Raw genomic sequence first — 13,710 nt, 5'->3', positions numbered from 1 at the left:
GAGGCATCTCGCGTGTGGTAGTAATCAAAATCGTTGGACGATTGAAGTACTGCCCCGAGCGAGATGCCTCGGCTGCGCTCGGCATGACGTCCTTTTCATTTTACTCTTTCACGCTACCTATCCAGCCAGCTTTTGAACACGTTCACTTTCTCGCGGCTCACCAGCACCTGGGCGTCGGGGGCGGTGGGCTTGAGCACGGTTTGCAGGCGGGAGTTGGTGTAGTGGATGATGTCCTGAATGGCCGACTGCTGGGCCAGGTAGGCCCGATTGAGGCGGAAGAAGCGGCGCGGGTCGAGCAGGCCCTCCAGCTGGTCCATGGTGTAGTCAACCACGAACTTGCGGCCCTCGGTGGTTTGCAGGAAAGTGGCTTTTTCGAGGCTAAAGAAGTAGGCAATCTGGTCGAGGGGCACCACTTTCAGGTGCTCGCCCACGCGCACCACAAACTGGGTTTTGTAGCTGGCGGCGGGCGGCGCGCCCTGCTGCATCTGCTGCACCAGCTGGGCCAGCAGCGCGGGGTCGAAGGCGGGCGCCGGGGCGGCGGGCAGCCGCTCGCGCAGCTTGCGCAGGGCCGTCTGAAGCTCTTCTTCATCAATGGGTTTGAGCAGATAGTCCACGCTGTTGACCTTGAAGGCCTGCAGGGCGTACTGGTCGTAGGCAGTGGTGAAGATGACCGGGCAGCGCACCGGCGTTTGCTCGAAAATCTCGAAGCTCAGCCCATCGGCCAGGTGGATGTCGAGAAACAGCACATCAGGTGCCGGGCCGGCCTGCAACAGCTGCACGGCCTGGCTTACCGCCTCGGCCGTGCCCGCTACCTGCACAGGGTCGGGCTGGCGGGCCAGCATATCGGCCAGGCGGCGGGCGGCAAGGGGTTCGTCTTCGACAATGAGGGCGCGGAGAGGCATGGGTAAAATCATTTGAACATCAAAGAACGTCATGCTGAGCGCAGCCGAAGCATCTCTACCGCGCAAGTAATTATTTACTACTGCAGTAGAGATGCTTCGGCTGCGCTCAGCATGACGTTTCTAAATGGGAACATGCACCTACAGCACCAGCAATGGCAGCGTCACCACGAACTCGCCGGCCTCCTCCCCTATCACCAGCTGCTTATCCGTCAGGAAAGCGTAGCGGGCAGCCAGGTTTTTCAGGCCCAGGCCCGACGACTCGCCCGGCGCGAGGCGGCGCGGGCGCCGGGTGTTGCGCACGGTCAGGGTCTGCTTCTCCGCGTCGAGCGTGACGGTCACCCGCAGCGGCTGGGCCTGAAAGGCGGCGTTGTGCTTGATGACGTTTTCGAGCAGCATTTGCAGGGCCAGCGGTGGCACGTAGTACGGGGCCAGGGCGGCGGGCGGCAAGTCCATTTCCACGGCCAGGGCGTCGCCGAGGCGGGTTTGCTGCAGGTAGAGGTAGCTTTCGGCGAAGCGCACCTCCTGGGCCAGGGGCACCAGCTCCTGGCTTTCGCTGTCGAGCACGTAGCGGTACACCTGCGAGAGCTGGCGGATGAAGCGCACGGCCCGCGGCGGGTCGTTTTCTTCCACCAGGCTGGTGAGGGCGTTCAGGGAGTTGAACAGGAAGTGCGGGTCCACCTGCCGGCGCAGCGAGTCGAGGCGGGCCACGGCGGTTTCCTTTTCGAGGCGCTCGGCGCGCACGGCGGCGTCGCGCCACTGAAAGAAAAACGACCTACTGTGGTTGAACAGCGAGATGATGACCGTGATGATGAGCGGCATGAGCACCTGCCAGTACATCTGCCCCGACCACAACCGGGCCAGCGGCTGCCCCTGAATGAGCAGCAGCACAGCGTTCATGAGCACTATCACCAGCACCGAGCCGCCCAACGACACACCCAGCGTGAGCAGCAACCGCTTGAGCGGCTGCGACGACCAGGGGTAGTGCCGGTTGAGCCATTCCACTACGTACCCGTTGGTGAGCCACAAGCCCACGCTGTAGCACACGGTGTAGGCGTAGGTGATGGCGAAAGAAGCCCAGCTGTGCAGCGCGTTGGGGTTCATGAGCACGCTGATGCCCAGGGCCAGCAGCAGGATGACGCCCGCGGCCCGGCGCAACGCCCGCCACGAAGTGGGCGCTGCCCGGAACACATCAGGCAAGGCAGGCACAGAAGAATCGGAAGCGGCCACGGCGGCAGGCAAGGAAGTGGGCATCAAAGAAAGAGAGAAAGGTCCGGAAGAAATAGAACCAGACGTCATGCCGAGCGCAGCCGAGGCATCCCGTGTGCGCAACGCAACTCATGCGATTGGTTTACTTCGGCACGCGAGCTGCTTCGGCTGCGCTCGGCACGACGTTCTTTATCTAATTTGTGGCCGCGGCGGCGTACTGCTGCAGGCGGGCCTGCAGTTGGCGCTGGCCCCAGTTGGGCATCAGCGGGCTGCTGGGCTGGAAGGCGGTGTATTTGGCCTGGGCTTCTTCGTAGAGCGGCTTGGCGGCCTCGGGCCCGCCGCCGAACATCTTGGGCATGAAGTTCACGTTGTTGGCCCCCACCAGGTAGGCGCGGGGGTTGGCGGGGTTGAGCCTTTTGGCTTGGGCTACGGCTTCATTCACCAGAGGAGAGTATTTCATGGCACGCAGCGTGGGCGCCACGCCCAGGCGGGCTTGATAGATGTAGGCCTGCAGCACGAGCAGTTCCGATTCGTCGCCGTGCAGCTTGCGGGCTTGGGCCAGGGCGGCCTCGGCCTGGTCGAGGGTTTTGTCTTTGGCGTCGGCTTCCTCTTTGCTTTGGAAAACGTTGATGAGCAGCGCATAGGCCTGGTAGTAGCGGGGCAGCCAGTCGGCGGGCCGGGCGCTGGCGGCGCGCTCCAGCTTGGCGGCCACGGCCCGGAGGGCGGCGGGGTCGCCGGTGCTCATCAGCTCGGCAATGGTGGCCGTCATCTGGGCTGTGTAGGCGTCGGCGGGGGCTTCCGCAGAAGCGGCCGGGGCGGCAAGCTGGGTTTGGGCGCGGGCGGCCAGCGAAGCGGCGGCGAGGGCGAGGGTGAACAGGGCGGTTTTCATGAGAACGGGCTGGGGGTTGGGGCGCGGCGGCGTTGCCGGGGCTGATGATTCAAAGGTGGCCGCAGACGGAGCCCGATTTCCACTTGCCGTTGCCGAAGCGTCGAATGAGGCCGACGAAGCGGCAGATTAGCCGACGGCCCGTTCTGTATCAAGATGGCCAAGCGCGTGCTGGGGGTATGCAACGTTTTGGCTGTTTGGAAAATCATGCTGACCTTACTATTGCATTTCCACCAGTCCAATCCCTTCCTTGTATGCGAACTTCCTTACTCGCCCTCAGCGGCCTGCTATTGTTTTCTGCCCTGCCGGGCCGCGCCTAAACCGCGCCGGAGCCGGCGGCTTCGCCCCGCTTTTTTGTGGGCTTGGGCGTGTACAGCAGCTATTATCAAAAGATAGGCAAATACCCCCCGGAGTACGTGAGCAGCCAATTTCGGCTGCCCGTGCAGCTGACGGCCGGCTACCAGTTCACGCCCCGCCTGGCCGTGCAGGCCAGCGCCGCCTACAGCGGCACCTCGCGCGACCTGTTCACGGTCAACTCCAACAACCCGGCCTCGCCCACTGGCTACACCGAGGGCAGCTTCACTTTCACGGCGCGTAGCATTTCGGCCGCCGCCCTGGCCCGCTACACCGTCACCAGCCCCACGGCCCGCCTGCGGGTCGATGCTCTCGGAGGCGCGGGCCTGGAGCACTCCGGCGGCAACTCACGCGGCACCATCTCTACCCGTCCATTCGGCCAGGATGCCCAGCCCGTCGAGTCGCATTACTCAAAAAACATACTGACGGCTACCCTGGGCGCCGGCCTGCGCTATAGCCTCAACCCGCACTTCGAACTGACCTACGACTTCACCGTGAACCGCGCGCTGACGTCGGACACGCGGGATTACATCACCCGCAGCCTTACCACCGCCCACGGCCTGGGCGTGCGCTACCGCTTCGGGTCACGTTGAGGAAACTATCCATAGAAAAGCCGCCCCGCTCCGGCAGGGCGGCTTTTTCTATGGGCTCACCGGTGAGCTGCTTTGCGAAAAGCAGGTGTTTTTGGGTGTGGTTTGCGCAGTGCCTTGCAACGCTGGCCGCCCCGACGGAATCTACCCAGTACACCAACACCTTTTTCTACACATGCAACACCTCCGCCCCGCCCTGAGTGGCCTGCTGCTGGCCCTGCCATTGCTCGGCCGCGCCCAAGCCGCCCCCGATGCTGCACCTGCCCCGCGCTTCTACGTGGGCTTGGCCGCCTACAGCAGCGACTATCTGCCGCTCGAAAGCCGCCACTCCGGCGTCAGCGGCTTTCCTGTGCCGCTGCAGCTCACGGCGGGCTACCAGCTGCGCCCGCGCCTGGCAGTGCAAGTAGGGCTGGCCTATAGTGGCTCGGCCTATGGCTATAACGGCGAGGGCTATTTCTACAACCTGAACAGCGCCCGGGGCACTTACTACAGCTACTCGGGCAAAAGCACTGTCCGCAACACCTCGGCATCGGTGCTGGCCCGCTACACCCTCACCCGCAAGGCCGAGCACCGCCTGCAGTTCGACGCCCTGGGCGGTTTCACGCTGGTGCACCGCCGCGGCTCCGACCAAGGCATCTACGTCGACAGCTTGAGCGGAAGCCGCAATACGAGCCCCTACGACGGCCACGCCAGCACCAACACCCTGCTGCTCACCGCCGGCCTGGGCACTCGCTACCGCCTGAGCCCGCGCTTCGACCTCACCCTGGACCTGTTGCTCAACCGTTCGCTCGCATCGCCGCTGTACTACGATAACTTTTTCAAAAACTATCAGGGAGGATTCAGCAGCAGCGCTGCCCTGGGCGTGCGCTACCGATTTGGGCGGAAGTAGGGCGTTATTTTCGGCCAAGCCGGCGCTGCTCAGGCTGACATAACCAAAGACAGTCGGGCTTGCACTTAGCCCTGAGCCCGTCCGCAGCGAGTATCTTCGGGCTTTCAGCCCGCTTGCTCTTCTGCCATGTCTGATTTCCCCGCTTCGGCCCTGCCCGACACCGCCCCGGCCGCAGCCGAGTTGCTGCGCGCTGTGTTCGATGTGTCGCTCTCGGCCCTCAACCTGCTGCGCCCGCTCTACGCGGCCGAGGGCGGCGAAATAGTTGACTTTGCATTCGACTACCTCAATCCCGCGGCCCAGCGCCTCACGGGCTTGGCCGGGCAGCCCGGGGGCACGCTCCTGGGGCACTTTCCCAACGCTTCCGCCAACGGTTTGTTCGACCTGTACCGCCGCGTGTTCGAAACCGGCGAGACCGGCGAACTGGAGCTGCACTACCAAGCCAACCAAGGCGGCACCTTTCTGCAAGTGGCAGCCCGGCGGCAGTCCGGGCTGCTGGTAGCCAGCTTCCTCGACGCCCCCGCAGGCCCCCATACCGCAGTAGAAACCGCCCTGCGCGAAAGCCGGGCCCGCGAGCAGGCCGCCCGCACCGAGGCCGAGGCCGAGCGCAGCCGCCTGCTGCAGGTGCTGGAGCGCCTGCCGGCCAACGTGGCCCTGCTCAGCGGCCCCGAGCACCGCTACAGCTACGCCAACCCCGAGTACCGGCGCCTGTTTCCGGGCCGGCCGGTGCTGGGCCGCACCCTGCGCGAGGTCATCCCCGAGCTGGAGGGGCAGGGCTACTACGAGTTGTTCGACCGGGTATTCGAAACCGGCGAGCCCTACTACCAGCCCGAAAGCGAGGCCTGGGCCGACTACGCGGGCACCGGCCAGCCGCAGCGCCGCTACTACCGCACCACCTTCGAGCCCCTGCGCAACGCCGAAGGCACGATAACGGAGGTCCTCAACTTTGCCGTCGACGTCACGGCGCAGGTCGAGGCTCGCCAGCAGGTGGAGCGCCTCAGCCAGGAAGCCGAGGCCGCCCGCGCCGAGGCCGAGCGCCAGCGCGGCGAGCTGCTGCGCGTGTTTGAGCAGGCCCCCATCGCCATTGCCGTGTACCGCGGCCCCCAGTACGTCATCGAGCTGGCCAACCCCACCGTGTGCCGCCTGTGGGGCCGCCGCCAGAAGGACATCATCGGCAAGGGCTTGTTTGAGGCGCTGCCCGAAGTGGCCGGCATGGGCTACGAGCAGCTGCTGGATGAGGTAATGGCCACCGGCGTGCCCTACGTGGCCCACGCCATGCCCGCCCAGCACGACCGCAACGGCCGCCGCGAAACCGTGTACTGGGACTTTGTGTACGTGCCCATGTACGAGCCCGACGGCCGCATCTACGGCGCCATGGTGGTGGCCACCGAGGTAACCACCCAAGTGCTTGCCCACCAGCAGATGCAGCAGCTCAACGAGGAGCTGGAGCTGCGCGTGACGGCCCGCTCGGCCGAGGCCCGCGCCGCCCAGTTTGAGGCCGAGCAGCAGCGCGAGCAAGCCCGGCACCAGCAGGCGTTGCTGGGCCAGATTCTGCGCCAAACGCCGGCGGCCATTGCCACCCTCACCGGCCCGGAGCACCGCTTCAGCTTTTTCAACGACGAGTACCTGGCGCTCACGGCGGGCCGCGCCCGGCTGGGCCAAAAGGCGGCCGAGCTGCTGCCGGAGGTGGAAGAGCAAGGCTTCATTGCCCTGCTCGACCAGGTGTATGCCACCGGCGAGCCCTTCGTGGGCACCGAAACCACGCTGCTGCTTCAAAACGCGGCCGGCCAGCCCCAGCTGCGCCACATCGACTTCATCTATCAGCCCTTGTTCGACGGGCAGCGGCGGCCGCAGGGCATCCTGGCTTTTGTGCTCGACGTGACCGACAGGGTGCGGGCCCGCAAGCAGGCCGAAACCCTGCAAGCCGCCATGATGGGGGTGCTTCGGCGCCAGGGCGAGGAGCGCGAAAACGTGTTTCAGCTGTTTGAGCAGGCCCCGGCGGCCATTTGCCTGCTGCGCGAACCCGACCACCGCATCGACTACCTCAACCCCGCCTACCAGGCCCTGTTTCCGGGCCAGGAGCTGCGCGGCCAAACCCTGGCCGCCGCGCAGCCCGACAACCCCACCCTGGTAACGCTGTTCGACGCCATTTACCGGGGCGGCGTGGGGCAGTTTCAGGCCGAGGTGCCGATGCGTGTGGCCCCGCCCGACGGGCCGGCCCTCACCCGCTACTTCGATTTCACCTACCAGGCCTACCGCGAGCAGGGCCGCAACGTGGGCGTGTCGCTGTTCGGGTTTGATGTGACGGAGCGCGTGCTTACCCGCCGGCAGCGCGACGCTGAGCAGCAGTTGGTAGTAGCCGTGTTTGAGCAGTCGCCCACGGCCATTTGGGTGGTCGAAGGGCCCAATTACGTGTTCAGCATCGTCAACCCACTTATGGAGCAGATTCTGGGCCATAAGCGGGAGCAGCTGTTGGGGCGCCCCTATTTCGAGGCCATCCCGGAGCTGGCCACCCAGGGCCTGCCCGAGCTGCTGGGCCAGGTGTGGCGCAGCGGCGAAACCTTGGCGGTGAACGAACTGCCGGTGCGGCTGGCCTACCACCAGCCCGACGAAAGAGGCTATTTCAGCTTCGTGTTTCAGCCCTTGCGCGGCGCGCAGGGCCAGGTCGAGCGCCTTGCCTGCGTGGCCACTGAGGTAACGGCCCAGGTGCTGGCCCGCCAGCAAGTGCAGGGGCTGAACGAGGAGTTGGCCGCCATCAACGAGGAAATGCAGGCCACCAACCAGGAGCTGCACGGCACCAACGCCCGCCTGCTGCGCACCAACACCGACCTCGACACCTTCGTGTACACGGCCTCGCACGACCTCAAGGCCCCCATCAGCAACATCGAAGGCCTGCTCGAAGCCCTGCGCCACGACCTGCCGCCCGCCGTGCTGACCAACGACGGCATCGCGCGCCTGCTCGAGCTGATGCAGGGCTCGGTGGTGCGCTTCCAGCAAACCATTGGCCACCTCACCGCCATTTCGCAGCTGCAGCAACCCGAAACCGCTGAAACGGTGGACCTGGCGGCATTGGTGCGGGGCGTGCGGCTCGACCTGGCCCCCCTTATCATGGCAGCCGAGGCCGACCTCACCGTGACTATAAACGGCTGCCAGGCCGTGCGCGTGGCCCCCAAAACCCTGCGCTCGGTGGTGTACAACCTGCTCTCGAACGCTGTGAAGTACCGCTCGCCCGGGCGCCCCGCCCAGGTGCAGCTGCGCGCCCATTGCGCGCCCCAGCATCTCCTCATCGAAGTGCAGGACAACGGCCTGGGCCTGAGCGAGGAGCAGCAGGGCCGCCTCTTTGGCATGTTCCGCCGCCTGCACACCCACGTGGAGGGCTCGGGCGTGGGCCTGTTCATGGTGAAGCGCTTGGTAGAAAACGCTGGCGGCACCATCGAGGTGGAGAGCACACCTGAGGTGGGCACCACCTTCCGCGTGACGCTGCCGACGTAGCAGGCGCAGCCCCTAAGACCCAAATTAAGCTCTATTGAGCAACCCTTTGGGCTACTTCGCGGCGTAAGTGGTAGTCTGCACTATCGTATTTCCGTAGGAATCGGTCTCGCTGATTTCCAGCTCAAGGGTGGTGGCGGTTAGGCTCACAATTTTGTTGCGATAGGCGGGTGAAGAGCTAGATACAAGTTCAGTTTCGTTAGCAGCGAAGTCCCAAGTGCCGCCCGTTGTCGGAGGCTGGCACGTCAATGGCCCCTCTTCAACTGTAACGGTCCGGTCGCGGTTGTAATGGATGATGTCGTCTAAAGCGCAAAGGGGAAAGCCATAAGAAGCCGGTGAGCCTGAGTGAGTGCTCGTAGTGCCCCCAGAAGTTATCACCTGCGTAATGAGCTGAATATTCCAGCCCGCGCTGGTGAGCCAGATTTCCCGCTGCGAGCGTTTGTCGGGCTCGGGCTCACTTTTCTTTTTGCAATCAGTCAGGCCAAAAGCGCAGCCGGCGAGCAGCGCGAGCGTAAGGATTCGTAAGGGATTTGTCATGGGTGGAAAGGGTTGGTTTCCGACGGAACGCCCATCACCGCCCAAATATTGGCTGAGCATGGCAATGAGCGCCCAGTCTTTGGCTGTGTCCTACTCCGGCTTATCGTTCAAATCGACCTTGCTCGTCTTATTGAGGGAAATGACTTTTTGATGGAGATGAACACGCCCACGAACAGCATCCGCGGGGCCAGACGTGATGGCCACGTTGCAGAGCTGGCCGTTGGCGTCGGGCTTGCGGCGCCACACGGCGCGGCCGCTACTGCCGCAAGCCCCAGAAAACGCCCCACCTTTGCGCCATGATGCTACTAGTTGCCACTATTCGCCTGCTGCTGTGGGTGAGCCCGCTGCCCGGCCCGCCAGTGGCGCCGCCCGCCCCACCGCGCCAAACCCAGCCCCAGCTACCAGGCGACTGCCAGCGCCAGCCCGGCGAGGCCGACAGCGCCTTCGTGCGACGGGTGCTGCCGCAGGCTTACGCACAGTCGCACGACCTGCTGGCCTATGCCTGGCGGCCGAGCGCCTTCGGCAAGCAGCTGTTTTTCTCCGTGCACGGCGAGGAAGGCAACGAGTACGGTACCCACCTCTATGTGCTCGACCCTTATCAAGAAAACACCTACGCCGTGCAAATCCTGCCCGTTATGCAAGCCGACGACACGTACCTGAGCGCCATTTTCTTCGACGATGCCAACCGGGACGGGCACAAAGACCTGCTGGTGCTTTCCAACTACAGCCTCCTCGACCAGGTGATAGATGTAGAGGGCCAGCGGATGTACGGCCGCAGCACCCACCACCACACCGACATCTGGCAATACCGCGGCCCCGACAAAGCCGGCCGGCCGCAGTACCAGCTCCTCCCCGCACGCCCTAGCCTCGACGACCTGCCCACGGCCTCCGAAGTGCGCGGGGCCCTCGCGCCGGCCCCGCGCACCCGCCACCGCCCAGCCCCGGCCAAAGCCAGGAAGCGCTAGCCCACGCTACACTCACTCCGGCTTCTCGTTCAAATCGACCTTGCTCGTCTTGTTGATGGAGATGAACACGCCCACAAACAGCATGCGCGGGGCCGGGGGCAGCACGGCCACGCTGGGGCGCAGGCCGCTGGCGTCGGGCTGGCCGGCGAAGGTGTAGCCGTACACGTTCTGACGGCCCAGCACGTTGCTGGCCGACACATACACGATGGTGAACTGGCCGAACCAGTGGGTGAGGTAGCTCGCGTTCAGGCTCAGGTCCTGGTAGGCGGGCAGGCTGCCTTGGTTGTAGCCGGGTAGGTTGGGGTCATTGTAGCGACGGGGCGAGCCGTAGGCGTAGGTGAAGCCCACCTGAGTGTGAATTTTCTGGAGCCAGTACTTGCCCACTACGCTCAGGTTGTGCCGGGCCGTGAAGGTGGGCACAGCCTGCTCGGGATAGTCACGGAACTGGCGGCGCGTGTCCACGAAGTCGTAGCTCACCCAGTAATCAGCCTTTTTGAAGGTGGTGCGGTCGCGCCACAGCACATCCAAACCGCGCGCATAGCCGCTGCCGGCGTTCTGGTAAGTCGTAGGATTATAAGGCTGGGCGGCGCTGAAGGTGGTGAGCTGGGCGTAGTTCTTCTGGTAGATTTCAGCCCGCAGCGTGCGCTCCTTCACCATGCGCTGGTAGGTGAGCATGTAATGCTCGGCCCGCTCAAACTGCAGGGCGTGGCTGATACGCAGCAAATCCGTGGTGGGCGTTTGGTAGAAGTAGCCCCAGGCAGCCGAGAGCTGGCTGTTCTCGCCGGTTTTGTAAGCCAGGCCCAGGCGTGGGGCGGCGTTGAAGCGGCCCAACAAGGCCGAGTATTCGGTACGCAGCCCGGCGCGGCCGGCCAGATTATGGCTCAGCACCATTTCGCTTTCGGCGAAAGCGGCGCCGCGCTGCTCGTCCACGCCCAGGCTGAGCGTGGGCGCTTCGGCCGCGGGCTGGTAGTGCTGGCGGTAGCGCTGGGCATAGCCTTCGACGCCCATTTTCAGGTTGAACCAATTGCTGGCCGAGTCGTTGGTGAGCACCAGCCGGGCCACGGCTGAGCGGTCAAGGTCGTGCACGGTCTGCACGTCGGGCTGGATGAGGTTGTCGTCTTGCGTGAGGGCCAGGCCGGTGTTCAGGCTCCAGCCGCGGGTGAGCGGGGCGCGGTAGGTGGTGTTCAAGTAGATGTTGTCGTTGGCCAAAGCCACGGGGTGGCCGGTGGCGGCAAACTCGGGGTTGGCGTCGGGCTGGCGCAGGGCCAGGCGCTGGCGGCTGTAGGTGCCGTACACTTTCAGCATGCCGGCCTCTCCTACTTTATGTGCCAGCTTGAGCGAGCCGCCCATTTGCAGCGGCGCTTTTTCCCAGCCCAGGTTTTGGGGCACGAGGTTGTAGTAAGGCGCCAGGTTGGTGTAGTCGCCGGTCAGGGCCAGGCTGGTGCAGTCCCAGCGCTTGGTGCGGGCCAGGCTGCCGCCCACGCTCATCAGCGACACGCTGGTGAGGGTTTCGGGCGCCAGGTCGGTCGAGTTCAACGCCACCACGGCGCTCAGGGCTTGGCCATACTCAGCCGAGTAGCCGCCGGTGCTGAACACGGTGCCTTTGAACAGGAAGGGCGAAAACCGGCCCCGGGCGGCCACGTTGGGCACCGCGCCACCGTAAGGCGTTTGCACGGGCAGGCCGTCGAGGTAGGTTTTGGTTTCCGACGCCGCCCCGCCGCGCACGAAGAGTTGGCCGGTTTCGCCGTTGCGGGTCGTGCCGGGCAGCGCATTCAGGGCGCCAGCGATGTCGCCCAGCGCACCGGCCGTGGTCACAATGTCCAGGGGCTTGAGCACCGAGCTGCGTTTCTCGTCGCTGGCCTCGAAAGCGCCCGCCGTCACCACCACGTCACCCAAGGCGGCGCGGCTGGCTTTCAGCCGCAGGTTGGGCAGGCTGATGGGGCCTTCGCCCAGGGTCACCAGCGTTTCCAGCGGCTCGTAGCCGATGAAGGTGGCCACCAGCACGGCCGGGCCGGCGGCGTGGTCGGTGCTGAAGCTGAAGCGGCCCAGCGAGTCGGTGCTGGCTCCGTCGAAGCTGGTTTTCACGAATACGTTCACGCCCGGCAGGGGCTGGCCGTCGGCATCGCGCACGGTGCCGGTGAGGTGGGTGGCCGGGTTGGTGGGTTGGTGGGTGGCGGCGGGCGCGGCCGGGGTTTGGGCGAGGGCAGCGGCGGGAGCGTTCAGCAGCAGGAGCAGCGGGAGTAGCGAGGGTTTCATGGGGCCAGCGGCTAGGTGATGGCCCAAAGGTGATGGCCGGCCCGGCCCGGCTTCAACTAAAAGCGGCCGAAGCGCCCGTAGGCTCAGATGAAGCGCTGGCCGAGAAAGATGAACCGCTGGCCGAGAAAGCTCAACCTATCGCCCGCGGCGCCGTTTGGGGGGAGGCGGCCCCGGTTGGGGCCGGGCCGGTACTTTTGCAGCGCAGGGGTTTCATGCTTCACGGCACCCTCATGCGTTTATCCGCTACTTTCCACGCTGCAAGCCCGTCGCTGCTATGACCACAACCGCTGCTCCTATCGACTACCGCGCTCTGTTTCACGCCCTGCCTGGCTCCTACCTGCTGCTGGCCCCCGATGGCACCGTGCTCGACAACTCCGACGAGCACGTGGCCGTGTCGATGCTGCCGCGCGAGCAGTCGGTGGGGCGCAACATCTTCGACGCCTACCCTTCGGCCCCCGAAAGCCAGCGCGACCTCGACGCCTCGCACGAAGAGGTGCGCCGCACCCGGCGCCCCCACACCATGCCCCTGCTGCGCTACGACTTGGAGCGCCCCGCCGAACAGGGCGGCGGCACCGAGGTGCGCTACTGGCAAATCACCCACTACCCCATCCTCGACGCCCAGGGCCAGCTGCAGTTCATCCTGCAGATTCCGCAGGACGTGACGGCCCAGCACCAGGCCACGCAGCAGGCCGCCGAAGCCAAGGAAGCCCTCGACGAAGCCCAGAACCGCACCGAGTTCATCCTCGAAAGCCTGCCCGTGCTGGTGTGGACCAACCGCCCCGACGGCACCCCCGATTACTTCAACCAGCGCTGGCTCGACTTCACCGGCAAGAGCTTGGCTGAGATGCTGGCCCTCGACTGGGACGCCCTCACCTACCCCGACGACCGCGCTGGCTTGCAGCGGGGCTGGCAGCAGGCCCTGGCCGACGGCACGCCCTTCCAATACGAATACCGCATGCGCCGCCACGACGGCCAGTACCGCTGGGTGCTCATCCGGACCTCGCCGCGGCGCGATGCCCAGGGCGCTATCAGCATGTGGGTGGGCGCGGCCAGCGACGTGCACGAGCGGCGCCAAATGGTGCAGGAGCTGCTCACGGCCAACGAAACCCAGGCCGAGCTGGCCGAGCAGTCCTACCAGCTCTACCAGAAAGCCGAAAACCAGCGCGAGACCTTCCACAGCCTGTTCATGCAGGCCCCGGCCATGATTTGCATCCTGCGCGGCCCCGAGCACCGCTACGAGTTTGTGAACCCGGTGTACCAACAAATTTTTCCGCACCGCGAACTCGTGGGCCGCACCGTGGCCGAGGCCCTGCCCGAGCTGCACGACCAAGGCATTTTCGAGCTACTCGACCACGTGTACCAGTCCGGCGAGACCTTTCACGCCCACGAACTGCCCTTGCAACTGGAGCGCGACGCCAGCCAACAATTGCGCGACTCTTATTTCAATTTCACCTACCAGCAGTTCCGCGAAAACGGCCAGCCGGCCGGCATCATGGTGTTCGCCTATGAGGTAACCGACCTGGTACGCGCCCGCCAGGCCCTGGAAAAACTTCGCGAGCAAGGCCCCGGCGCCGGCACGCCGGAGCTAACTTAGCGGGCCCGACCGTACTACCTTTTTTCTACTTCGTTTTTAACTCAT

At 65.1% G+C, this 13,710-nt stretch carries 10 protein-coding genes; 5 read left to right on the top strand and 5 right to left on the bottom strand.

What is annotated here, in order from left to right; translation table 11 throughout:
* Nucleotides 1-113: 113 nt before the first annotated feature.
* From I2I01_RS21715 to I2I01_RS21705, 3 genes are all read right to left on the bottom strand, one after another.
* A complete protein-coding gene (locus tag I2I01_RS21715; RefSeq protein WP_211538098.1) occupies nt 114-902 on the bottom strand; it encodes a LytR/AlgR family response regulator transcription factor in 789 nt (262 codons plus the stop codon).
* A 138-nt stretch (nt 903-1,040) separates the two neighbouring features.
* Entirely contained in the window at nt 1,041-2,153 is a 1,113-nt protein-coding gene (locus I2I01_RS21710) for a sensor histidine kinase (RefSeq protein WP_196288625.1), read from the bottom strand.
* A 148-nt stretch (nt 2,154-2,301) separates the two neighbouring features.
* Nucleotides 2,302-2,997, bottom strand: coding sequence for a hypothetical protein (locus tag I2I01_RS21705; protein WP_196288624.1), 696 nt, complete (start codon nt 2,995-2,997; stop codon nt 2,302-2,304).
* 353 nt (nt 2,998-3,350) lie between these two features.
* Here I2I01_RS21705 and I2I01_RS21700 point away from each other — a divergent pair, with 353 nt between their 5' ends.
* The 3 genes from I2I01_RS21700 to I2I01_RS21690 all read left to right on the top strand — a co-directional run bounded on the left by I2I01_RS21700 (nt 3,351) and on the right by I2I01_RS21690 (nt 8,316).
* Nucleotides 3,351-3,941 carry an outer membrane beta-barrel protein gene (locus I2I01_RS21700; RefSeq protein WP_211538095.1) on the top strand — a complete coding sequence of 197 codons (591 nt, stop codon included), beginning with the start codon at nt 3,351-3,353 and terminating at the stop codon, nt 3,939-3,941.
* Between the two features lie 172 nt (nt 3,942-4,113).
* The gene (locus tag I2I01_RS21695) at nt 4,114-4,827 is read left to right on the top strand and encodes an outer membrane beta-barrel protein (protein ID WP_196288622.1); all 714 of its coding nucleotides are present in this window, start codon (nt 4,114-4,116) and stop codon (nt 4,825-4,827) included.
* A gap of 126 nt (nt 4,828-4,953) precedes the next feature.
* Nucleotides 4,954-8,316, top strand: coding sequence for a PAS domain-containing sensor histidine kinase (locus I2I01_RS21690; protein ID WP_196288621.1), 3,363 nt, complete (start codon nt 4,954-4,956; stop codon nt 8,314-8,316).
* A gap of 51 nt (nt 8,317-8,367) precedes the next feature.
* On the opposite strand, the gene I2I01_RS21685 is transcribed toward I2I01_RS21690, so the two are convergent.
* Nucleotides 8,368-8,850 (bottom strand): hypothetical protein, encoded by a 483-nt coding sequence (locus I2I01_RS21685; RefSeq protein ID WP_196288620.1) that lies wholly within the window; start codon nt 8,848-8,850, stop codon nt 8,368-8,370.
* A 296-nt stretch (nt 8,851-9,146) separates the two neighbouring features.
* Between I2I01_RS21685 and I2I01_RS21680 the strand changes: the two genes are divergently transcribed.
* A complete protein-coding gene (locus I2I01_RS21680; RefSeq protein ID WP_196288619.1) occupies nt 9,147-9,815 on the top strand; it encodes a hypothetical protein in 669 nt (222 codons plus the stop codon).
* A 12-nt stretch (nt 9,816-9,827) separates the two neighbouring features.
* Here the strand turns inward: I2I01_RS21680 and I2I01_RS21675 are convergent, their stop codons facing one another.
* On the bottom strand, nt 9,828-12,071 hold the full coding sequence (locus tag I2I01_RS21675) for a TonB-dependent receptor (protein ID WP_196288618.1): 2,244 nt from the start codon (nt 12,069-12,071) through the stop codon (nt 9,828-9,830).
* 274 nt (nt 12,072-12,345) lie between these two features.
* Here I2I01_RS21675 and I2I01_RS21670 point away from each other — a divergent pair, with 274 nt between their 5' ends.
* Nucleotides 12,346-13,665, top strand: coding sequence for a PAS domain-containing protein (locus I2I01_RS21670; RefSeq protein ID WP_196288617.1), 1,320 nt, complete (start codon nt 12,346-12,348; stop codon nt 13,663-13,665).
* The last annotated feature ends 45 nt before the right edge of the window (nt 13,666-13,710 follow it).

The sequence above is a fragment of the Hymenobacter properus genome, assembly GCF_015694735.1.
Taxonomy (GTDB): domain Bacteria; phylum Bacteroidota; class Bacteroidia; order Cytophagales; family Hymenobacteraceae; genus Hymenobacter; species Hymenobacter properus.
The sequence above is the reverse complement of the archived record's forward strand: the minus strand, read 5'-3'. Positions and strand labels throughout refer to the sequence as shown.